Source organism: Longitalea luteola, from assembly GCF_017356035.1.
GTDB classification, from domain to species: domain Bacteria; phylum Bacteroidota; class Bacteroidia; order Chitinophagales; family Chitinophagaceae; genus Niastella; species Niastella luteola.
Window position 1 is genome coordinate 297,754 of sequence record NZ_JAFIQX010000005.1, and the last position, 21,172, is coordinate 318,925.

Here is a 21,172-nt window from a genome sequence, read left to right on the forward strand (position 1 = left end):
AAACAATTTTCCAATCCTTGCAGTATCTGACGGATTTGGTAAAACCCTCAAAAAAACCGGCGAAATAGTTATAAGTGAATGAATATTCATTTATATTTGCCCTGCAATGCGTACAAGGGACGTCAATAAAGAAAATAGTATCCGGGAAAAAGCGATCGAAATGATCGTAAAGGAGGGGCTCGATGGCTTCAGCATGCAAAAACTGGCCAAAGCCGCCGCCGTGTCGCCTGCTACGCTCTACATCTATTACAAAGACCGGGATGACCTGATCACCCAGATCGCGACGGAGATCAGCAACCGGTTGATGGAATCGAGCCTGAAGGGCATGCACCCAAAAATGTCGTTTGCCGACGGTATGGCCCTGCAATGGAAGAACCGGATGGAATTCTTTTTGAATCATCCGCTGGATATGCAGTTCATAGAGCAGATCAGGTACATGCCCACTTACGATGCCATTAAAAAAACCATCAGGCAGAACTTTGGCGATGTGCTCGGTAAGTTCGTACACAATGCCATTAACCGCGGCGAATTAACGCCGCTTCCCTTTGAAGTGTACTGGGCCGTAGCTTTTGCCCCTTTGTATCAGCTGATCAAATTCCACACGCAGGGCGAAACGCCGGCCACTGAGCATTTCACGATCAGCAATGAGATAGTGGATCAAACGCTGCAGCTGGTGTTGAAAGCCCTGAAACCGTAATATTTTTTTGCCAAATTAAGTAAATGAATGTTCATTTTTATGAATACCATCGTTAAACCTGCTTCTTATTCTGAACAAAACGTGCAAGTATTCGTCTTCAAGACCAACCTGATATCTGCTAAAGATATCTGGCGTATTTCACCGGTGATGGGCGAAACGCCCGGAATCCTGAAGTGGAATGTTGATCAGCACGATATTGACAATGTGCTTCGTATTGAAACAGCCTGGTTAATGCCGGAAGATATAATCCGGCTGGTGACGGCCGTAGGATATTTATGCGAAGAGCTGCCTGATTAACGACCCATAGAATCCCAAAGAAAAATCCTCCCAATGCAATCGGGAGGCTGGATTTTCCGTCCCATCGACCTCAGGGCGGGTATTTGTCCAAACACAAATCATACTTTACATGAACCAAACCAATCCAACGAAAATCGCGAAACCATCCTTTTCCAACTATGACGTCTTTGTGATCGCCATACTGGCTTTTTTACAATTCACCGTTATCCTCGATTTTATGGTGATGTCGCCGCTGGGCGCTATCATCAGACCGGAACTGAACATTTCCCCGGCCCAATTCGGTATGGCCGTTTCGGCCTATGCATTCAGCGCCGGCGCTTCGGGTTTGCTCGCTGCAGGTTTTGCCGATAAGTTCGACCGCAAAAAGCTGCTGATCTTTTTCTATACCGGCTTTTTGATCGGTACGGCCCTGTGCGCCATGGCTACCAGTTACCGGTTTTTATTGGGCGCCCGTATTGTGACCGGTCTTTTCGGCGGGGTTATCGGTTCGGTAAGCATGGCCATTGTAACCGATCTGTTCAGTTTGGAAGTGCGGGGCCGGGTGATGGGCTTTATACAAATGGCCTTTGCCGCCAGCCAGGTGCTGGGTTTACCTATTGGACTTTTTCTGGCCAATAAATTCGCCTGGCATGCCCCTTTCTGGATGATCGTCATTGCAGGAGTGATCCCCGGCATTATTATCGCCCTGAAAATGAAGCCGGTGAATGCCCATTTGGCTTTGCAGCATGACCGCAACGTCTTTCAGCACATGGGCAACACCATTTCGAATCGGAATTATCTGCTGGCCTTTTTGACCACGACCTTGCTGGCTACGGGCGGCTTTATGTTAATGCCATTCGGGAGCGACTTCAGTGTAAGGAATCTTGGCATCAGGCAGGAGGATCTGCCGGTCTTATATGGCATCTCGGGAATATTTTCTTTTGTTTTCGGTCCGCTCGCCGGGTTTTTAGGTGATAAACTGGGTAAATACAATGTTTTTGTAGGCGGGAGCCTGTTGACGATGATCATGGTAGCCATCTACACCAACCTGGGCGTTACACCGCTGGCCGTGGTGATCACGATCAATGTGCTCATGTTTGCAGGTATTCTGGCGAGGATGACCACTTCTACAGCGCTTTTAAGCGCCATTCCGCAACCGCAGGACAGGGGTGCCTTCATGAGTATCAATTCATCGGTTCAGCAGTTTGCGGGTGGTTTGGCGGCGTTTCTGGCGGGGCAGGTGATCACCGAGGGCCCCGATCAAAAGCTGCAGCATTACAGTACGTTGGGGATCATTGTAATAGCCTCAATGATCGTGGTGATCGTAATGTTGTACTTCGTTAACCGGCAGGTGAACCGGAAGATAGGGAAGACGAATGCACAAAAGCATGAAAAGGAGTCGGAGACAGCGGCCTTTGTAATAGAATGAGGTACAGGTTACAGGTTGCCCGGAAAAGCCTGAAACCTGTAACCTGTAACCTGTAACTTGTAACCTGTAACTTAAACCCACCCCTTCTTATGAACCGGGAACATTAACTTAGAACTTAAGTATTGTTATATGGACAGCCTTTTGTAAATTAGAAATCAACTAAAAATGCTGTCATATGATCAAATTTTCAGAACTTAAATTCGGAGATGTTGTAATAGCTGAATATGAAGGTCAGCAGAAGGAAGGGATGGTTACGGATATCAACCGGGAAGACAAGGAAGTGTGTGTGGATACGGGTGTGCAGGAATTTTGGTACTCACCGGAGCAATTGTATCCCATCGCCCTGAATGATGAGCAAATGCGGAAGCTGGGTTTTACCATGACCGAGAACGGAGACGGGAGTGTAAAGTACATGAAAGACTCTTTCCGGGTGCTTTTACCCAAAAAAGACGATTTTTCGGTGATGGAGATCTGGTGGCGCGAAGACCACCGGTATTTGAACCAGCCGATTATGGTGCATGAACTGCAAAATCACTATTACCAAATGACCAAGGTAGAATTATTACCTGCCCGTGTGCATTAAATTACTTATTTTCATATTTTTATAGGAAACAAGGAGTGTCGGATAAGGAGGGTTGAACCATCTTCAGCATTCGGTGCTCCTTGTTTTTTATGTCCTTTTGGCCCGGAATTAAAGGGAAAAAAGGCAATTATTTTTAATTATTTCTTATTTTTTTCTTTTTTAGGGCGATTATCATATCTTTGCGCCTCCTTAAAATTATATGGGTAAACAACCGCTGATTAAACAGGATGGAGTTATAACTGAAGCTTTATCGAACGCAATGTTTAAGGTAAAACTTGAAAATGGCCATGAAATACTGGCAACGATCTCTGGTAAAATGCGGATGAATTACATCAGGATTTTGCCGGGAGATAAGGTGGGTGTGGAGATGAGCCCTTATGATTTGACGAGGGGGAGGATAATCTTCCGTTATAAATAGTAAAGCACTGTAAATAAATAAATGTTATGAAAGTTCGTGCATCTATCAAAAAGCGTAGCGCAGATTGCAAGATCGTGCGTAGAAAAGGCCGGTTATATGTTATCAACAAAAAGAACCCTCGCTTCAAGCAAAGACAAGGGTAATCAATCGGCAATGAGCAATCGGCAACCGGCAATTAAAGCTGTTTGCGGGTTGTAGGACTGATGAATTATAAAAACAACAAACTACAAACAACAAACAATAATCAAGAATTATGGCTCGTATTGCCGGTGTAGACTTACCCAAGAATAAAAGAGGCGAAATTGGTCTTACCTACATTTTTGGGATCGGCCGTTCAACTGCCCAGTATATACTTACCAAAGCAGGTATTGCGCTGGACAAAAAAGTACATCAGTGGAATGATGACGAACTGAACGCTATCCGTAATATCATTACCAACGAATTCAAGGTAGAAGGTCAGTTACGTTCTGAAGTGCAAATGAGTATCAAGCGTTTACTCGATATCGCCTGCTACCGTGGTTTGCGCCATCGTAAAGGATTACCTGTTCGTGGTCAACGTACACGTACCAACAGCCGTACCCGTAAAGGAAAACGGAAAACTGTTGCCGGTAAAAAGAAAGCACCTAAGAAATAATAAATGCGCTAAGCTACAAGGCACAAGGTACAAGGTTCAATTTTTTGATTCTTGTGCCTTGCCGCTTGTGGCTTGAGCTTTTATATAATTGCACCAATTATAACAGGTCAGCAACAGATACCAGGTGCAGGTGGAGTGTTGATCTGGTTCCCACTCAAATGGGAGTTATTTTTAAACAAGATTACCTGTAAACAATTATGGCAAAAGCACAACAGCCCAGCGCAAAAGCCGCTGCGAAGAAAAGAATTGTGAAAGTGGACACCTATGGTGATGTTCACATTTCAGCCAGCTTTAACAACATTATCATCAGCATTACCAACAAGAACGGCCAGGTTATTTCCTGGAGCAGTGCCGGTAAAATGGGTTTCAAAGGTTCTAAAAAGAACACTCCATATGCCGCTCAGATGGCTGCAGCCGATGCTGCCAAAACAGCTTTCGATGCAGGTGTGAAGAAAGTTGATGTATATGTAAAAGGTCCCGGCGCCGGTCGCGAGAGCGCTATCCGTGGTCTGGCTCAAAACAGCATTGAAGTAGCTATGATCAAGGACGTAACTCCGCTGCCGCACAATGGCTGCCGTCCTCCCAAAAAACGCAGGGTATAACGAATTTCTGATTTACGATTTCGGGATTTTAGGATTTGAATTTTTAAATCCCAAAATCCCGACATCCGAAATCTCGAAATATATTTTAACAGGGTGCACGATTGATTTTTAAGATTTTTAGGATCGTGTACCGTCACCAAAAAATCTAATTAATAACAACATGGCACGTTACACTGGTCCAAAAACAAGAATCTGCCGCATTTTCGGCGAGCCTATCTTAGGCAATGGTAAATATCTGTCAAAGAACAGTAACCCTCCCGGTCAGCATGGTCCTTCAAAAAAGCGTAAAGCTCCCGGTGAGTATGCATTACAGTTGAAAGAAAAGCAAAAAGCAAAATACACTTACGGCGTTCTGGAAAAACAATTCCGCAAAACTTTTGAAGAAGCTGCGCGTATAAAAGGTGTAACTGGTGAAAACCTGATCAAATTGCTGGAAGCCCGTTTAGATAACGCCGTTTACCGCCTGGGTCTTTCTCCTTCACGTCCCGGCGCCCGTCAGCTGGTATCGCACAAACACATTACTGTTAACGGAGAAGTGGTGAACATTCCTTCTTTCCAGTTAAAACCAGGCGATATCATCAGCATTAAAGAAAAAGACAAGTCGAACACTGCTATTACCAGCGTATTCCGCGGTAAGAACCAGAAGTTCAGCTGGCTCGACTGGAACGAAGCTGAAATGACAGGTACTTTCGTAGCTTATCCAGAGCGGGAAAGCGTTCCTGAGAACATTAAGGAGCAATTAATTGTTGAGTTGTATAGTAAGTAATCGTGAGGCGTGAAACGGCAAACGGTAAACGTGCAAGGAACCCGCAATGCTGCATTCACTACTGATAATTATAACTCGCCAAGCGCTGCAACTCATTAACAAAGAAGTAAAAAATCGAAATTTTAAAATATGGCCATTTTAAATTTCCAGAAACCTGACAAAATAGTTTTACAAAAAGCAACGGAATTCGAAGCCCAGTTTGAGTTTCGCCCGTTAGAGCCTGGTTACGGTGTAACCATTGGTAATGCTTTGCGCAGGGTATTGTTGAGTTCATTGGAAGGGTTTGCAATTGTAGGTATCCGCATTGAAGGTGTAGACCATGAGTTTGCTACCATCAAGGGAATTACCGAAGATGTGCTGGAGATCATCCTGAACCTGAAACAGGTTCGGTTCAAGAAGAAGGTAGATCATGAAGTGAGCCAGGAAAAAATTACGTTGAGCATCAAAAATAAATCAGAGTTCACAGCCGGTATGATCGGAGAAGCTACACAAAACTTCGACATCATGAACCCGGAGCTGCTGATCTGTATTCTGGATTCTTCAGCCAAGCTCGATATCGAGCTGACTGTTTCAAAAGGTCGCGGATACGTTCCTGCTGAGGATAACAAGGTGAAAGATGCGCCATTTGGCTACATCCCAACCGATGCTATCTTCACACCGATCAAAAACGTAAAGTATGCTATTGAAAACACGCGTGTTGAACAGCGTACTGACTACGAAAAACTGATCATGGAAGTTACTACCGATGGCACCATTCACCCTGAAGAAGCGGTGAAACAAGCCAGCCGCATCCTGATCCAGCACCTGATGATCATCACCGACGAGAACATCACTTTCGATAACAAGGAAGATAAGAAAGAGGATGTAGTTGATGAGCAAATGCTGCAACTGCGTAAGATCCTGAAAACGCCGCTTGAAGACCTGGATCTGTCTGTACGCGCTTTCAACTGTTTGAAAGCTGCCAAGATCAACAGCTTGAGCGAGCTGGTTCAATACGAACAGGAAGACCTGATGAAGTTCAGGAACTTCGGTCAGAAATCACTTGCCGAGATCGAGCAGGTGCTGGCTGAAAGAGGACTGCACTTTGGAATGGATCTTAGCAAACTTGGTCTCGACAAAGAAGAACTTTAGTCAATTAAGCTAATGTGATAATTAGCTGATGTGATAATGCTTTTGCGCGGCCTTTGTAAGCGCCGGTTTTTGGATTATCAAATTATCGAATTATCACATTATCACATTAATAACAGTAGACTGTAATTCCTGACACGGTACAGTCGATAAAACAACAACGTCATGCGTCACGGAGACAAAATCAACAACCTGGGCAGAACGGCTTCTCACCGGAAGGCGTTACTGAAAAATCTGGCTTGTGAGCTTATCAATCACAAGCGTATCACTACCACTTTGGCTAAAGCAAAAGCACTGCGCACTTTCATTGAGCCGCTGATCACAAAGTCTAAGGATAACACCACGCATCAGCGCCGTGTAGTGTTCAGCTACCTGCAGAACAAAGAGGCTGTTACTGAACTGTTCGGACCTATAGCCGAGAAAGTTGGTGGCCGTCCTGGTGGTTATACCCGCATCATTAAGCTGGGTATCCGCGTGGGTGATAACGCTGAAACAGCTATGATCGAACTGGTTGACTATAATGAGATCTACGGTAAAGGAAAAGGTGAAGTAAAAGAAGCTGCGAAGAAAACACGTCGCGGTGGTAGCCGTAAAAAAGCTGCCGGTGAAGAAGCTGCCGCTCCTGCCGAAGAAACAGCATCAGAAGAAAAATCAGCTAAAAAAGCAGCGAAGTAAAAATGATCGAATTGGTTTTTATAGAAAAGCAAGACTGTTACCGGTCTTGCTTTTTTTATGAACCGAATGGCAGGATTTAGCGTTTAGGGACCTTGAGATGGAGAGTCGGTATGAGAGGCAAAGGTTAAAATCCCAAAATCCCGAAATCTCGAAATCCCAAAATCAAATTATTGTTTTATTTTTGCAAAATTTTTTATAGAAAGATGTCGAATCCGCTTCAAAAACCCGCTGTACTACTGTTGGAAGATGGCACCGTTCATTACGGAAAAGCCTTTGGTAAAATAGGCACTACAGCCGGTGAAATTTGTTTCAATACCGGGATGACCGGTTACCAGGAAGTTTTTACCGATCCCAGTTATTTTGGCCAGATCGTTATTATGAATAACGTGCACATTGGGAATTACGGCACCAAAGACACTGATGTTGAGTCGGATAGTGTGAAGATCCGCGGTATGATCGGCCGGAACCTGGAAGAACAATACAGCCGCAAACAGGCTAATGAATCCCTGGATCAATATCTGATCAAAAATAATATCGTTTGCATTGAAGGGGTTGATACCCGTGCACTGGTAACCCATGTGCGCCAGCAGGGTGCTATGAACTGCATCATCTCTTCTGAGATTCTCGATGTTGACCAGCTGAAAGAAGAATTGAAAAAGGTGCCCAGCATGGACGGCCTCGAGCTGGCCAGCAAAGTGAGCACCAGCGAACCATATACCCTGGGTGATCCCAATTCACCGGTAAAGATCGCCGTACTTGATTTTGGCACCAAGCAGCATATCCTGCAATGTATGGTTGAAAGGGGCGCTTATGTAAAAGTATTTCCTGCCAAAACACCGGTTAGCGAACTCAAGAAATTTGCTCCCAACGGGTATTTCATTTCCAATGGTCCCGGCGACCCGGCAGCAATGGACTACGCGGTTGTAACGGTTAAAGAAGTGTTGAAAGAGAAAAAGCCCACCTTCGGCATCTGCCTGGGGCACCAGCTGCTGGCCCTGGCCAATGACATCACTACCTTCAAAATGCACCATGGCCACCGCGGTTTGAACCATCCGGTGAAGAACCTGCTTACGGGCAAATGCGAAGTGACCACGCAAAATCACGGTTTTGGCGTTGATCCCGAATCTGTTAAAAAGGCGAAGAACGTAGAGATCACCCACGTGAACCTGAACGACAATTCGATCGAAGGCATCCGGTTGAAAGACCAGCCCGCTTTTTCGGTACAATACCATCCGGAAAGCACGCCTGGTCCGCACGACAGCCGCTACCTGTTCGATGACTTCATTAACATGATCAAGGAATACATGAACTAATAATAAGGGCGGGTCACTGTAAAAGAACCCGCCCTTTTTTCTCCATAACGTTATGAAAATAGCTATCATTAACGGTCCAAACCTGAACCTGCTCGGAAAGCGGGAGCCCGGCATTTACGGCAGTACCTCTTTTGAAGATTACCTGGTAACCTTGAAAAGCAAATACCCGCAGATAGAGATCCTCTACTACCAGAGTAATGTGGAAGGGGAGCTGATCAATGAATTACAACGGGTTGGGTTCGAATATGATGGCATTATTATGAATCCCGGGGGTTATACCCACACTTCTGTAGCTATTGGCGACGCCATCGCCAGCATTACAACGCCGGTGGTAGAGGTACATATCTCCAATGTACATGCGCGGGAAGAGTTCCGCAAATTAAGCCATGTATCGGCCAAAGCGGCGGGCAGCATTATCGGCCTGGGCCTCAAGGGCTATGAGCTCGCGCTACAATATCTCATCGACCGGAAGTGATGTCTGATTTCTGATTTCGAGATTTCGAGATTTCGAGATTTCGAGATTTAGAGATTTTGGGATTTTGAGATTCATCAGCATGTTCAAGCCTGCGCAATTCCATAATCGCGCAATCCCGAAATCAGAAATCGTTTTCCAGTCGCGGTAGCCAATTTTAACAAAGCCCCTTATATTCGATCGGCAATGAATTGCGGGGGTTGGCGTTATTATTGCGAAGGATAAGTTGTTTATTACCATTATCAAATCTGTTACAATGCGATTGATATTATTTGTGTTCCTGCTGGGGTTTTCGGTATGCAGTTTTGCCCAATGGAAGGATTATAAACTTACCTCAAAGGGCGATACCCTGAACCGGATCGACAAACTGGGCCGGAAATGGGGGCCCTGGAAGCACCACCATGACAACGTGCGGGGCGAACCTGGCTATGAAGAAGAGGGTTGGTATGAAAAGGACCGCAAGGAAGGGGAGTGGCGCTTATATTCGCTCATGGGCGACCTCGTAGGCATCGAATATTACAAATGGGGCCTTAAGGACAGCATCTGCCGCTATTTCAACAAGGATGGTGCTTTAAGACTGGAACAGAGCTGGCGCGCCATGAATCCCGATAAGGAATATGATACCCTCGAAATTGAAGATCCAGACAAATTCGATACTTACCGCACCGTTATCGTAAAGAATGAAGGCGCTGCCATCAAGCACGGCGTATGGAAATATTACGATCCTGTTAGCGGACGGGTGATCCGCTCAGAACTGTACACCCTGGGTAAACTGGAACAGGAAGCAAAAAGCGCCCCCGTAACCACTGAAAAGAAACCGGTTGCCAAACCAAAAGAAGTGGTGGAGTTTGAAAAAAAGAATTCAGGAAAGAAGAAAGTGAGGTATAAAGATGGAAGCACGGGTGGTTAATTAGCAAATGTGATAATGTGCTAATTTGCTAATGAAATACAATTTTAAAAATAGAAGGCCCCGCTTGTTGGCGGGGCCTTCTATTTTTATTAATACTTATAAGAGCTTAATTAGCACATCAGCACATTAGCTAATCAGCACATCAGTTTTTAGTGAACCGGCTTATCAAAGTAGTAGAACCGGCCTGTACTTTCAGGATATAAACCCCTTTTACCAGTGTGCTTACATCCAGTGGCGTATTCAGGGCATTACCATCAGATGCGAAGTTGTTCCGTTTGATCACACGTCCGTTCATATCGATGATCTGTAAACCGATCGTACCGTTCAGTCCATTCGGTATTTGCACCTGTAACACGTCTTTAACCGGATTGGGGAACAGCTGCAGGTTAGCGCTTAACTCATCGTCGAATTTAATGATGACGGTTTTGCTGTATTTGTAGTTGCCATCAATATCCTGCATCAACAAACGGTAATAGTTGTTTGCAGACATAAAGGGCGACTGATCGGTGTATGTGTAATTTTTTGTAGTACTGCTATTACCTGATGCGGCTACCTGGCCGATGGCCTTGTAGGTCTTACCATCATTGCTGCGCTCTACAATGAACTGCTTTACATTTTCTTCGCTGGACGTTTGCCATTGCAGCTGAACTTTGTTGCTGAGCTTATTGGCATAGAAATTAGATAATACCAAAGGCAGCGGCGTACCGTCGTTCTCAAAGGCGGCCAGTATGAAGTTCCTGGGATCGCCGGTGCCGCCAGACAAATAGATGCGGCCATCATATAAATGAACGGCATAGCCGAATTCTTCGTCGGCTGTAAGATCAGCATTAACGATGCCGTCGCCATCGAAAGAAGCGGCATCGAGGATGCCATTGGTGTTGTAACGTAACAACAAGAACCTGAAGTCTTCGCCTATGGGCTCCAAACCACCGCCGATAATGATCTTGCCATCGCTTTGCAAAGCTATTGACCGCCCGTCTTCATCAGAATTAACGGTAGGGTTTGTCGCATAATCAAATACGATGATGCCATCAGTATTGCCGTCGCCATTAAAAGTGGCATCGGGTATACCTGTTGTGGTTAAACGAATGGTAGCTATATCATTGTTGGTTACAGCAATGGGATAGGATTCTCCGGTCATAAGGAGTTTTCCATCCACCTGTAAGATCATTGCATAGCATTCATCGTTTGAACCGGCGCCGCCATTGGCGATATCGATGGTAGCAATGCCGCCGGTGCCATAACTATTGTCGAGTGTTCCATTGGCATTATACCGTACAGCTGTATAGTCGCCGTTGGGTCCTTTGTTACTGGTTCCACCCACAATGATCTTTCCATCCTGTTGCACAGCCACGCCGGCTGCTTCATCGTTACCACTGATAGCAGTTGTTACAATGCCGCCGGTACCAAAGCCGCCATCGAGATCTCCATCCGCCTCATATCTTACCACGGCAAAATCATTGTTAGTTCCATTGTGACTGAATCCAGCCACGAGGATCTTACCATCGCTTTGAACCGTTATCGCACGTGCTTCATCGTGGCCTGCACCTATCGGCGTCAATACCCATCCATCAGTACCAAAAGCAGGATCGGGCGTACCGTTTTGTTGCAATTTCAGGAGCGCGAAATCTTTCGTGGCGTCATAGGAAAAACCTGCCACCAGTATGGAATTATCATTTAATACTGTAATAGCAAACGGAACGGCGTTGTTATTTTCAGCATCATCTTCTCTCAGATTCACAATACCACCGGTTCCAAAGGAAGCATCCAGGGTGCCATTGGGTAAATAGCGCACCAGGGTCATGAATTCGTTGGTGGTATAGGTGGCTACAACAATCCGTCCATCCAGGTGGGTGGCGATCGCCTTGCCGTAATCGGCGTTGGCAGCATGCAGATTGTTAATGACATAACCGGGCGTAGCTGCTGGCGCCGGATTAAACGTTTCGTCCAGCGTTCCCACCTGGGCGCTCAGGTACAGGCATAGGAATAATGCTAAGAGTGTAGAGGTAACCTTCTTCATATTTATTTATTGTTCTTTAGAATGATCAGGCCAAGGACATTGCGATCGGATACACGTATTCCACAGACACGCGTTTTCAAAGGATTACAGGGGAAGCTATAAATGCATAAAGGGATGGAACATCAAGCCGCCAGGCATTCACGTTAGGTTAATGGAATAATGGTACAAATGCAAAGGACGTTGTGTGGAGATTGGAGCATCAATAGTGATAGGAAATTCAAAGGAATCGTGGCGCTATATTAGAAAGAAAAATCCAGATTAAGAAATGCGGCCGGATTTTTAATTCCAGGGGTCGCAAAAATAATATATAAATGTTCAAATAACGTTAATCAGTTATCCCCATCTTGTTTACTTGCGCATAATATATCATTGATAATTGTAATGCTGTTCAGGGTGAAATGGTATTTTCTATAATATCAGCCGGTTTTTAGCCGGGTGATCAGGCAATATGTGTGATGGATAGTAATTTTACTGAATTATGAAAGATAATTTTATTTTCTTCTGGATACCTCTTGTTGTCGCTTTTGTCGGTTTTTTCTTTAGGGCATGCCATTAAAGGCACAAGGCTGAAGGCTAAAGGCTGAGGGCTCAAAGCTGAAGGCTGAAGGCTCAAAGCTAAAGGCGCAACGCACAGGCGTTCGGCCCGCCTTCGCTAAAGCTACGGACGGGCAAGCGTTAAGCGTAAAAAAAATCGCTCCCTGTCTGGTAACAGGAAGCGATTTGATATGGGAAGATCTTTATTAGAATCCTTTTTTCTGCTCCTGTGCTTTTTGCATAGGCGTAATACCGGTTGATTGTCCGCGCGCCTGTTGTTTTTGTTTGAACACCGCAAATTTCGACGGTGCCGGCATGGTACCCCAGGTGTTGTTCCCTTCATTGATATCGGCTGTTTCCCGCATGGGATCCAGTTTCAGCGCAGCCACCTCCTTATCTTTCATGAACACCTTGCTTACATTCTTTTCATTATAACGCCAAATCTGAACCGGAATGCGGTCCACTTCTTTGGTGCCGTCTTTAAAGGTCCACTCAACAATAATAGGCATTACCAGTCCGCCCTTATTGCTGAAGGCAACTTCATAAAAATATTTTCCGGCCACTTTTTGTTTGGCGGCTTCATCTGCCGGTTCGATAGTAGCAGGAACCGGCACCTGGTAGGTAGTGCTGTCATATGGTTCAATGCCCCGTGCATATTTCCAGTAAAAATCACGAAGCGTAGTATCCTGGTCGGTGAGGAACTGAATGCTTTTGTCTTCGCGGTTACGGAGTTTCGAAATATCCGGGTTGGTAGAGCCCATAGGCCGGTCTAACTTTCTAAATATTACGGTATCGCCCTGTTGTGCAGGAGCTGCATTTACATCGGCTTTGAAATATTTTACCGAATCAATGGCCAGGTCGCAGGGATCGGTGCCAAAGAACCATCCTCTCCAGAACCAGTCGAGGTCTTCGCCGGATGCATCTTCCATGGTACGGAAGAAGTCGGCAGGCTCGGGATGTTTAAAGGCCCAGCGGCGCGCATATTCTTTAAAGGCGTAGTCGAACAGTTCGCGGCCCATGATGGTCTCGCGCAACATGTTCAAACCGGTTGCGGGCTTGGTATAGGCATTGGGACCAAATCCGATGATGTTCTCTGAGTTCGACATAATAGGTTCCAGCTGGTCTTTGGGCAGTTTCATATAATCAACGATAGCCCAGGCTGGTCCTTTACCGCGAACGGGGAACTTATTATCGTACAGTTCTTCTGTAAGGTATTCGACAAATGAGTTCAGGCCTTCATCCATCCAGCTCCACTGGCGCTCATCGCTGTTGATGATCATGGGGAAGAAGTTGTGTCCCACTTCATGGATGATCACGCCCAGCATACCGTATTTGGTAGCTTCACTGTAAGTGCCATCTTTATCGGTGCGGCCGTAGTTAAAGCAGATCATGGGGTATTCCATTCCATTGGATGCTTCTACACTTTGTGCCACCGGGTATGGGTAGGGGATGGTGAATTTGGAATAACTTTTAATGGTATGCGCCACCGCTTTGGTAGAAAATTTACTGTACAGGCCATACGCTTCCTTGCCGTAAAAGCTCATGCACATTACTTTTTTACTTTCTACATAAGCCGGCATGGCATCCCATACGAACTTGCGGGAAGAGGTCCAGGCAAAATCGCGGACATTATCGGCTTTGAAGATCCAGGTTTTCTTTGCTTTGCTTTTTTGCGTTTCCGCTTTTTTAGCTTCTTCCAGCGTTACGATCTGTACCGGTTCTTTGGCTGTTGTGGCTTTGGTGTAACGCGCCATTTGCGTAGGCGTTAATACCTGGGCGTAGTTCTGGCATTCACCGGTGCTGCCCACCATATGATCGGCCGGCACTGTCATCTGCACTTTGAAATTGCCAAAGGTCAAAGCAAATTCGCCACGGCCGGTGAACTGGTGGTTCTGCCAGCCCTGGAAGTCGCTGTATACGCACAGGCGGGGATACCACTGCGCCATGGTGAACAGGTAATTGCCATCCTCAGGGAAATACTCATAACCGCCGCGGCCACCATACTTAAAGCGGTCGGCGATCTTGTAATTCCAGCTAATGTTAAAGGTGAATTTTTGACCGGGCTTTAATGCAGTGGGCAATTCAACCCGCATCATGGTCTTGTTAATGGTATACTTCAACGGGCTGCCGGCAACATCTGTTATTTTAACGATATTGAAGCCATAGCCATTGTCCGAATTGGCTTCTTCGAGCCTGTCGACCATTGCAGCATTCAATTGCCGGGGCATGTTACTGCCGTTTTGATAGTTGGCGTTCTTCGTGGAGCTGTGCTGGTTCTCATCGAGCTGCAACCACAAATAGGTAAGTGTATTGGGTGAGTTATTGAAATAATTAATGGTCTCGCTGCCGGTTAATTTCAGGTTGGCTTCGTCGAGCTCGCATTTAATATCGTAGTCGCACCGTTGCTGCCAGTACTTCGGACCGGGAGCGCCGCTGGCGGTGCGGTATTCGTTGGGTGTTGGTAGTATCGTACCCAACTGTTCAAATTTATTTCCGTGATTGGAGCCCGGATTGTTCTGTATATTCTGGCCCTGTACGCCATTATACATACCTGCTACAGCCAATACCAGAAACAAGAACTGTTTTTTCTGATTCATCATCGTAGTTTTTATGATAAGGGAATCTTTCAAATGCCCAAAAGAGTGAAATGACCAAAATTAAGGCAGATGCGGCCTGCAACCATACCTTTCGTGATAATTTTAATAATTGAACAACTAAATAAGACAGCAATAAAACCACCAGCACGATCACCAGCTGCGCCACTTCGATACCGATATTGAATGCCAGCAGATCTGCCACCAGGTTCTCTTTTCCTTCCAGACTGAGGATCGTTTCAGCATAGGCCAGTCCATGGATCAGCCCAAAGAACAGGGCAAAGAAATAGATCAACGGCAGCCGCTTTGTTGGTTCTGCTTTGAACTGAATGATATTATTGACGCAGGTAGCGGCAATGGTAAGCGGAATAAGGAATTCGATCCAGGTAGCGTTTACCTGCATATAACCGAGGGCGCTCAGGGCCAGCGTTAACGAGTGGCCAATGGTGAACGCGGTCACCAGCACCACTACTTTTTTCCAGTCACGCCAAAGGTAGCGGAGGCACAAAGCGGTTACGAAAAGGATATGATCCAGTGCGTCTGGTGTAAGAATGTGGTCAACCCCTAATTGAAAATAAATGGTAAAATCCTGCATATTGCCGAAATGGTGTTAAAATAATTAAGAGATTTGTAACCTTAAAATTTTCATGTTTAATGGTAATACTTCTGTATAAATGGTTGTTCCTGCTTTCGGCTTTCCTGCCAAAAGGCAATGACGGCAGATTGCCGCATGATGCCCGCCATCCATTATATGTAAGTGTTACGGAAATCAATCACAATGCAGCCGACAAAAATCTGGAAATAAGCTGCAAGATCTTTACCGATGATTTCGAGAAAACGCTTACCAGTATCTATCATACAAAGGTAGATCTTACGGCGCCGGCCAATAAACCGTTGGCCGATAAAATGGTAATGGAATATATTAAAAGCCATTTGCTGTTGAAGCTCGATAATAAAGCTGTGACCCTGTCATTCGTTGGTTTTGAAAAAGAGAATGATGCCGTATGGAGCTATTTCGAGGTACAGAATACGGTGGCGCCGAAAAAGATCGACGTAGTGAATACCATCCTGTACGAATCGTACGAAAAGCAAATGAACATGATGCATGTTACTGTTGGCGGCAACCGCAAAAGTTACCGGCTGAACAATCCCGACAAAGAAGCTTCCTTTCAATTTTAACCCCAGGAACTGTATTCAATTATCACATTATCACATCATCATATTATCACATTAGCTAATTAAGCCTCGTCTTCTTCATTATCCTCCATCTCTTCCTTAATATCGTCTGAAGGTGTTACCAGCACCTTATCGATCCGCTGTGCATCCATATCAATGATCTCGAATTGAAACCCTTTCCACTCCATGCTATCGCCGATGTGAGGAATACGTTCGAGCTGGTGCAGGATGAAGCCGGCGAGCGTATCAAATTCCTGCTCCACTTCACTCATCCATTCGGCTTTATAAAAATAGCTCAGGAAATTATAGAAAGGGATCTGGGCATCTACCAGGTAGCTGCCGTCTTTACGTCTTACAATTTCATAGTAATCATCATCCGGCTGCGGCATTTCGCCAACCAGCGCCGTTAAAATGTCGTTCAGCGTTACCATACCCTGCAGGCTTCCATATTCATCAACGATAAAGCAGGAGTTCACGCGCTGTTGTTTGAACCGTTCGAGCAGGCGGTAGGCCGTAATGTTCTCCGGCACGAACAGGGCAGGTTTCATAATGGATTTGAAAGCTGTGAAGTCGTTGGTGACGTACAGGTCTTTCAGGGAAACAATGCCTTTGATATTATCCAGGTCTTTATCGCAAATAGGATATACCGAATGCGGCTCATTGAGGATCTTGTCGCGGATGGAATCCTCGGTATCGTTCATATCGAACCACATGATATCGCTGCGGTGGGTCATGAGCGAGGTAATGTTACGGTCGCTCAGGTGAAACACCCGTTCAATGATCTCCTGTTCCACTTCTTCTATGGCGCCCTGTTCGGTGCCTTCGCTGATCATGGCTTTAATTTCTTCTTCCGTTACCGAATTATCGGCAGTCACTTTTACGTTCAGCAGTTTCAGAAAGAGGTTGCTGGTCTTGTTGAGCAACCACACAAAAGGGTGGGTGGCCCGGGAAAAATAAAGGACCGGTAACGCTACGATTCGGGCAATTTTTTCAGCCTTTATCAAACCGATGCGTTTTGGGATCAGTTCGCCGAAAACAATAGATAAAAAAGTAACGATTATAACAATGATCGTAGTGGCCACGGTTTGGGCATACGGCCGCAACACTTCAATTTTTTCGATGGAAGGTTCCAGGTATTTACCAAAGCGTTCGCCCGAGTACACACCCGTAAGGATGGCAATGAGCGTAATACCTATTTGTGCTGCGGATAAAAAGATCTCAGGATTATTAGCCAGTTGCAGAGCCTTGCGGGCCGATTCATCACCTTTATTGGCCAGGTTCTCTAACCGGGCTTTGCGGGCTGATACCAGGGCTATTTCAGACATCGTAAATAAACCATTCAATAAGATCAACGCCAGTAAAATAAATAATTCCATTAGCCGGTTGGTTTGGTTAAACTAAGATACTGTAAGCATTCCTATTCGCTTATGAAATAGTTTGCTTAGCAGAAAACCTATTCCGCAACCCAGGAGCGCCCCGCAAAATACATCAAAAGGGTAATGCACCCCCACATAAACCTGTGTATAGGCAATAATAAACGCCCAAACGAAGAAAAGACCGGCCCATTTACCTATAGCTGGCCGTAAGGTGGCAAAAAAGAACATGGCCTGGGCAAAATGGTTGGTGGCATGGGAAGAAGTAAAACTGCTGCTGCGTGGGCAATAATTGATGAAAAAGCGTAATTGCGGACCCATTATTTCATCGCGGCAGGGCCTTGTTCTTATAATGTTTGGTTTTATTAGCTGGCTGCTGATCAGATCGCTAAGGGCGGCGCACAGGATCACGCCCATGACCCACCACCAGCCTTTTATACCAAAGTTTCTGGTCACAAATAAGAGCAGGAACAGGTACAGGGGCATCCACGTGAGGGTCTCCCGCATAAACGGCAAAACGGTGTCTAAAAAAGATGTGCTCCAGTCCTGGTTAATATGGGTGATCAGCCATGCATCGAAGGGCTGAATTAGTTGCCAAAATGTTAATAGGAAGGCGGGTGGATCAACAATCATAATTGCAAAAATAAATACTATAATTTTAGGTCTTATTTGTTATTTATAACGTATGGCGAAAATTCCTAAACTGATCCGGTGGATATTATGGACTGGCTTGATTTTCCTTGTTCTATTCACGCTCATGAGGCTGGGGTTATTTATTCTTTCCGACCAGCAAAGTTATGGCCTTAGCCAATTAGGCGGGTCTTTTTTCCTGGGTTTGCGGTATGACCTGCGCATGATCTCCTGGTTACTGATACCCATGCTTGTTTTGGGAAGTATACCCGTATTACATCCCTTTTCCAGTGGCCGGGGAAAAAAATTCTGGATGATCACCCTGGCGGTGGCCATTTTGTTTGCACTTTTCTTCTTTTCGGTTGACTTTGCCCATTATGCTTACCTGGAGCAGCGGCTGAATGCCAGTGTACTGAATTACCTGGAAGATGCCCGCATTTCCATGGATATGGTCTGGCAATCGTATCCGATTGTGCGGATGGTGCTGGCGGTTTTGCTTGTTGCCGCCGTGTTGATCTGGATCATCCATCGTGCACACCGCACGGTCAGCAAGCAATCGTTTACCGGAACAAAACGCAATCGCATTATTTCCTTCGCCGTTTGCTTCGTGGTTTTCGGCTTTTTCATTTTCGGCAGGTTCAACCAGTACCCGCTGCGGTGGAGCGATGCATTTGCACAGGGCAGCGACTATAAAGCCTACCTGGCACTGAACCCGTTTGAAAGTTTTTTCAGCACGCTGAAGTTCAGGCACAGCACCTATGATGAAAAGAAAGTGAAGGCTTTTGCCCCGGTCATCGGCGAACATTTTAATTTTCCGACGGACCTGCCTTTTCCGGCGGCCTTTCGGCGAACCGTAAATCCGCGGCCCGGCGCGATCACCACCCAGCCTAATATTGTACTGGTCATCTGTGAATCGTTCAGCGCCTATAAAAGTTCCATGTATGGCAATCCGTTGAATACCACTCCCTTTTTCGATAGTTTATGCCGGCAGGGCATCTTTTTCGACCGTTGTTTTACACCTACCTACGGAACTGCCCGCGGTGTTTGGGCAACCATTACCGGCACACCCGATGTGGAAATGCCTAAGACCGCCAGCCGTAATCCGGCTGCTGTTGACCAGCATACCATCATCAACGATCTTACCGGCTACGAGAAATTTTACTTTTTGGGCGGAAGCACCAGCTGGGCGAACATCCGCGGGGTGCTTACCAACAATATAGATGGACTTCATTTATACGAACAGGAAGATTATAAGGCAGAAAAGATCGATGTATGGGGCATCAGTGACAAGAACCTGTTCCTGGAAGCCAATAAAGTGCTGGCCCGGCAGCAGAAGCCTTTTTTTGCCATTATTCAAACGGCAGACAACCACCGGCCATACACCATACCGGAGGAAGACCTGAAGGAGTTTAAAAAGATAGAGGCGCCTGCGGATTCCCTGGCGAAATATGGGTTTGAATCCCTGGCGGAAATGAATGCGTTCCGGTACACCGATTTCGGTTACCAGAAATTTATTGAAGCTGCCCGTAAGGAAAAGTATTTTAACAATACCATATTCGTGTTTATCGGCGACCATGGCATTCCCGGCAATGCCGATGCGCTGTTCCCCAGATCATGGACGGCCCAGCGGCTGACCAGTATGCATGTGCCCCTGTTATTCTATGCACCCGGGCTGCTGGCGCCCCGCCGCATCAATACCATCAGTTCACAAACCGATGTATTGCCCACCATTGCCGGATTGTTGAATATCAAATACACCAACAGCACACTCGGCAAAGACCTGCTGGATTCGGCCACCAAAGGGTTTGCATTTATTTTTGATCCGGATAACAGCATGACCGGTGTGGTGAAGGGTGATTATTTATACCGCAAGCAGCTGGTGACCAAAAAAGCAGAACTGGTTTCCATTGTAAATAATGAACCCGTTCCCAACGATGCGGAACATGCCGCCATTGCGCATGATATGCAGGTGCTTACCGATGCGTTGTATGAGACGGCGAAGTTTATGTTGCTTAATAATAAGAAAGGGGGCAAATAATGTGATAATGTGATAATGTGATGATGTGATAATGTGATGATGTGATGATGTGATAATGCGCATATTCGGGAGGTCTGTCAAATAGCAGGCCGCCCGATTATCAATAATTATCACATTATCGAATTATCAAATCATCTAATTCTTCTCCGCAATCATGATCATCCGCGGGCTTTGTTTTATATCGTAGCCATTGAGATTATAATCTCCATACACTTCTTTCAGCTGCAGGTCGTAAAAGGCAAACATATCGTTGAAATCGCCGAGGGAGAATTTGGCTACTTTCTCGGTGTATTCCAGCGGCGCCTCCAGGGCCTCGTCTTCGATCTCGATCTTCTTGTAAAAATGCGTTTCATCGAACCATTTGGTAAGGTAATAGGTAACATCGTCAATTACCTTTTCCTGTTTATGCACCAGGTGGTCCTCGGCAAAATGCACGTTCAGGTAATCTATTACCAGGGTACCCTTGTGCACCAGGGAGCCGGCAATGGTGCGGATGGCGTTGTAGTGTTCACGTTCTGTTCTGAAATAGCCAAAACTGGTAAACAGGTTAAAAGCGTAGTCGAAGTAGTTTATCCAGAAGGGCAGCCGCATGTCATGCTCAAAGAATTGCAGGTGGCCATTCTCCTGTTCCCGGGCAATGGCAATGCTGTCGGGGGCCAGGTCGATGCCGGTTACATCGAACCCTTTTGAGGCGAGGAATTTAGCATGCCGGCCGCGGCCGCAGGCTACATCGAGCAGTTTGGCATGTTCGGCCGGCTTTAGTTTCCCGAGCAGCCTGGTCATAAAGGCGGAGGCTTCCTGCTCGTCGTGTTCAAAATATAATTTATGGTAATAAGGTGAATTGAACCACTCTTTGAACCAGTTACTGCTGTTGAACATGCGCCTGAAAGTTTACGCAAAAGTA

General features: G+C 45.9%; 22 protein-coding genes. 16 read left to right on the top strand and 6 right to left on the bottom strand.

Going from position 1 to position 21,172, the window contains the following annotated elements; genetic code table 11:
- Positions 1–106: 106 nt before the first annotated feature.
- From JUB15_RS15295 to JUB15_RS15360, 14 genes are all read left to right on the top strand, one after another.
- Positions 107–697, top strand: coding sequence for a TetR/AcrR family transcriptional regulator (locus JUB15_RS15295; protein ID WP_207513362.1), 591 nt, complete (start codon positions 107–109; stop codon positions 695–697).
- A 39-nt stretch (positions 698–736) separates the two neighbouring features.
- Entirely contained in the window at positions 737–994 is a 258-nt protein-coding gene (locus JUB15_RS15300) for a hypothetical protein (RefSeq protein WP_207513363.1), read from the top strand.
- A 109-nt stretch (positions 995–1,103) separates the two neighbouring features.
- On the top strand, positions 1,104–2,402 hold the full coding sequence (locus JUB15_RS15305) for an MFS transporter (protein WP_207513364.1): 1,299 nt from the start codon (positions 1,104–1,106) through the stop codon (positions 2,400–2,402).
- A 175-nt stretch (positions 2,403–2,577) separates the two neighbouring features.
- The gene (locus JUB15_RS15310) at positions 2,578–2,985 is read left to right on the top strand and encodes a hypothetical protein (RefSeq protein ID WP_207513365.1); all 408 of its coding nucleotides are present in this window, start codon (positions 2,578–2,580) and stop codon (positions 2,983–2,985) included.
- A 199-nt stretch (positions 2,986–3,184) separates the two neighbouring features.
- On the top strand, positions 3,185–3,403 hold the full coding sequence (gene infA / locus JUB15_RS15315) for a translation initiation factor IF-1 (RefSeq protein WP_081147897.1): 219 nt from the start codon (positions 3,185–3,187) through the stop codon (positions 3,401–3,403).
- Between the two features lie 26 nt (positions 3,404–3,429).
- The gene (gene ykgO / locus JUB15_RS15320; RefSeq protein ID WP_010519235.1) at positions 3,430–3,546 is read left to right on the top strand and encodes a type B 50S ribosomal protein L36; all 117 of its coding nucleotides are present in this window, start codon (positions 3,430–3,432) and stop codon (positions 3,544–3,546) included.
- Positions 3,547–3,656: 110 nt separating this feature from the next.
- Complete coding sequence (gene rpsM / locus JUB15_RS15325; RefSeq protein WP_207513366.1) at positions 3,657–4,037, top strand: 30S ribosomal protein S13; 381 nt, start codon at positions 3,657–3,659, stop codon at positions 4,035–4,037.
- A 197-nt stretch (positions 4,038–4,234) separates the two neighbouring features.
- Positions 4,235–4,639, top strand: coding sequence for a 30S ribosomal protein S11 (gene rpsK / locus JUB15_RS15330; protein WP_207513367.1), 405 nt, complete (start codon positions 4,235–4,237; stop codon positions 4,637–4,639).
- A 160-nt stretch (positions 4,640–4,799) separates the two neighbouring features.
- Positions 4,800–5,405, top strand: coding sequence for a 30S ribosomal protein S4 (gene rpsD / locus JUB15_RS15335; protein WP_205512715.1), 606 nt, complete (start codon positions 4,800–4,802; stop codon positions 5,403–5,405).
- A 129-nt stretch (positions 5,406–5,534) separates the two neighbouring features.
- Positions 5,535–6,536: a DNA-directed RNA polymerase subunit alpha gene (locus JUB15_RS15340; RefSeq protein WP_207513368.1), complete on the top strand. Its 1,002-nt coding sequence runs from the start codon at positions 5,535–5,537 to the stop codon at positions 6,534–6,536.
- Between the two features lie 162 nt (positions 6,537–6,698).
- Positions 6,699–7,208 (top strand): 50S ribosomal protein L17, encoded by a 510-nt coding sequence (rplQ, locus tag JUB15_RS15345; protein WP_207513369.1) that lies wholly within the window; start codon positions 6,699–6,701, stop codon positions 7,206–7,208.
- Positions 7,209–7,411: 203 nt separating this feature from the next.
- A complete protein-coding gene (gene carA, locus JUB15_RS15350; RefSeq protein WP_207513370.1) occupies positions 7,412–8,521 on the top strand; it encodes a glutamine-hydrolyzing carbamoyl-phosphate synthase small subunit in 1,110 nt (369 codons plus the stop codon).
- A gap of 52 nt (positions 8,522–8,573) precedes the next feature.
- On the top strand, positions 8,574–8,996 hold the full coding sequence (gene aroQ / locus JUB15_RS15355) for a type II 3-dehydroquinate dehydratase (RefSeq protein WP_207513371.1): 423 nt from the start codon (positions 8,574–8,576) through the stop codon (positions 8,994–8,996).
- A 253-nt stretch (positions 8,997–9,249) separates the two neighbouring features.
- On the top strand, positions 9,250–9,903 hold the full coding sequence (locus tag JUB15_RS15360; protein WP_207513372.1) for a toxin-antitoxin system YwqK family antitoxin: 654 nt from the start codon (positions 9,250–9,252) through the stop codon (positions 9,901–9,903).
- 142 nt (positions 9,904–10,045) lie between these two features.
- On the opposite strand, the gene JUB15_RS15365 is transcribed toward JUB15_RS15360, so the two are convergent.
- The 3 genes from JUB15_RS15365 to JUB15_RS15375 all read right to left on the bottom strand — a co-directional run bounded on the left by JUB15_RS15365 (position 10,046) and on the right by JUB15_RS15375 (position 15,646).
- On the bottom strand, positions 10,046–11,923 hold the full coding sequence (locus JUB15_RS15365; protein WP_207513373.1) for a T9SS type A sorting domain-containing protein: 1,878 nt from the start codon (positions 11,921–11,923) through the stop codon (positions 10,046–10,048).
- 740 nt (positions 11,924–12,663) lie between these two features.
- Positions 12,664–15,057: a M1 family metallopeptidase gene (locus JUB15_RS15370; protein ID WP_207513374.1), complete on the bottom strand. Its 2,394-nt coding sequence runs from the start codon at positions 15,055–15,057 to the stop codon at positions 12,664–12,666.
- Positions 14,999–15,646 (bottom strand): HupE/UreJ family protein, encoded by a 648-nt coding sequence (locus tag JUB15_RS15375; RefSeq protein ID WP_207513375.1) that lies wholly within the window; start codon positions 15,644–15,646, stop codon positions 14,999–15,001. Before JUB15_RS15375 ends, JUB15_RS15370 begins: the two co-directional genes overlap by 59 nt.
- A gap of 59 nt (positions 15,647–15,705) precedes the next feature.
- Here JUB15_RS15375 and JUB15_RS15380 point away from each other — a divergent pair, with 59 nt between their 5' ends.
- Positions 15,706–16,230 carry a DUF6702 family protein gene (locus JUB15_RS15380; protein ID WP_207513376.1) on the top strand — a complete coding sequence of 175 codons (525 nt, stop codon included), beginning with the start codon at positions 15,706–15,708 and terminating at the stop codon, positions 16,228–16,230.
- A gap of 59 nt (positions 16,231–16,289) precedes the next feature.
- Here JUB15_RS15380 and JUB15_RS15385 read toward each other — a convergent pair whose 3' ends face one another.
- On the bottom strand, positions 16,290–17,603 hold the full coding sequence (locus JUB15_RS15385; RefSeq protein ID WP_207513377.1) for a hemolysin family protein: 1,314 nt from the start codon (positions 17,601–17,603) through the stop codon (positions 16,290–16,292).
- A gap of 21 nt (positions 17,604–17,624) precedes the next feature.
- Positions 17,625–18,233 (bottom strand): phosphatase PAP2 family protein, encoded by a 609-nt coding sequence (locus JUB15_RS28710; protein WP_207513378.1) that lies wholly within the window; start codon positions 18,231–18,233, stop codon positions 17,625–17,627.
- Between the two features lie 124 nt (positions 18,234–18,357).
- Here JUB15_RS28710 and JUB15_RS15395 point away from each other — a divergent pair, with 124 nt between their 5' ends.
- Positions 18,358–20,268, top strand: coding sequence for an LTA synthase family protein (locus JUB15_RS15395; RefSeq protein ID WP_207513379.1), 1,911 nt, complete (start codon positions 18,358–18,360; stop codon positions 20,266–20,268).
- Between the two features lie 135 nt (positions 20,269–20,403).
- On the opposite strand, the gene JUB15_RS15400 is transcribed toward JUB15_RS15395, so the two are convergent.
- Positions 20,404–21,147 carry a class I SAM-dependent methyltransferase gene (locus JUB15_RS15400; RefSeq protein WP_207513380.1) on the bottom strand — a complete coding sequence of 248 codons (744 nt, stop codon included), beginning with the start codon at positions 21,145–21,147 and terminating at the stop codon, positions 20,404–20,406.
- Positions 21,148–21,172 lie beyond the last annotated feature (25 nt).

Coding starts and splice junctions, on each gene's coding strand:
- JUB15_RS15305 (WP_207513364.1), top strand. CDS start 1,104: ATGAACCAAACCAATCCAACGAAAATCGCGAAACCATCCTTTTCCAAC.
- aroQ (WP_207513371.1), top strand. CDS start 8,574: ATGAAAATAGCTATCATTAACGGTCCAAACCTGAACCTGCTCGGAAAG.
- ykgO (WP_010519235.1), top strand. CDS start 3,430: ATGAAAGTTCGTGCATCTATCAAAAAGCGTAGCGCAGATTGCAAGATC.
- JUB15_RS15395 (WP_207513379.1), top strand. CDS start 18,358: ATGAGGCTGGGGTTATTTATTCTTTCCGACCAGCAAAGTTATGGCCTT.
- JUB15_RS15295 (WP_207513362.1), top strand. CDS start 107: ATGCGTACAAGGGACGTCAATAAAGAAAATAGTATCCGGGAAAAAGCG.
- rpsM (WP_207513366.1), top strand. CDS start 3,657: ATGGCTCGTATTGCCGGTGTAGACTTACCCAAGAATAAAAGAGGCGAA.
- JUB15_RS15365 (WP_207513373.1), bottom strand. CDS start 11,923: ATGAAGAAGGTTACCTCTACACTCTTAGCATTATTCCTATGCCTGTAC.
- JUB15_RS15370 (WP_207513374.1), bottom strand. CDS start 15,057: ATGATGAATCAGAAAAAACAGTTCTTGTTTCTGGTATTGGCTGTAGCA.
- JUB15_RS15400 (WP_207513380.1), bottom strand. CDS start 21,147: ATGTTCAACAGCAGTAACTGGTTCAAAGAGTGGTTCAATTCACCTTAT.
- rplQ (WP_207513369.1), top strand. CDS start 6,699: ATGCGTCACGGAGACAAAATCAACAACCTGGGCAGAACGGCTTCTCAC.
- JUB15_RS15300 (WP_207513363.1), top strand. CDS start 737: ATGAATACCATCGTTAAACCTGCTTCTTATTCTGAACAAAACGTGCAA.
- rpsD (WP_205512715.1), top strand. CDS start 4,800: ATGGCACGTTACACTGGTCCAAAAACAAGAATCTGCCGCATTTTCGGC.
- JUB15_RS15385 (WP_207513377.1), bottom strand. CDS start 17,603: ATGGAATTATTTATTTTACTGGCGTTGATCTTATTGAATGGTTTATTT.
- JUB15_RS28710 (WP_207513378.1), bottom strand. CDS start 18,233: ATGATTGTTGATCCACCCGCCTTCCTATTAACATTTTGGCAACTAATT.
- infA (WP_081147897.1), top strand. CDS start 3,185: ATGGGTAAACAACCGCTGATTAAACAGGATGGAGTTATAACTGAAGCT.
- JUB15_RS15310 (WP_207513365.1), top strand. CDS start 2,578: ATGATCAAATTTTCAGAACTTAAATTCGGAGATGTTGTAATAGCTGAA.
- JUB15_RS15380 (WP_207513376.1), top strand. CDS start 15,706: ATGGTAATACTTCTGTATAAATGGTTGTTCCTGCTTTCGGCTTTCCTG.
- carA (WP_207513370.1), top strand. CDS start 7,412: ATGTCGAATCCGCTTCAAAAACCCGCTGTACTACTGTTGGAAGATGGC.
- rpsK (WP_207513367.1), top strand. CDS start 4,235: ATGGCAAAAGCACAACAGCCCAGCGCAAAAGCCGCTGCGAAGAAAAGA.
- JUB15_RS15340 (WP_207513368.1), top strand. CDS start 5,535: ATGGCCATTTTAAATTTCCAGAAACCTGACAAAATAGTTTTACAAAAA.
- JUB15_RS15360 (WP_207513372.1), top strand. CDS start 9,250: ATGCGATTGATATTATTTGTGTTCCTGCTGGGGTTTTCGGTATGCAGT.
- JUB15_RS15375 (WP_207513375.1), bottom strand. CDS start 15,646: ATGCAGGATTTTACCATTTATTTTCAATTAGGGGTTGACCACATTCTT.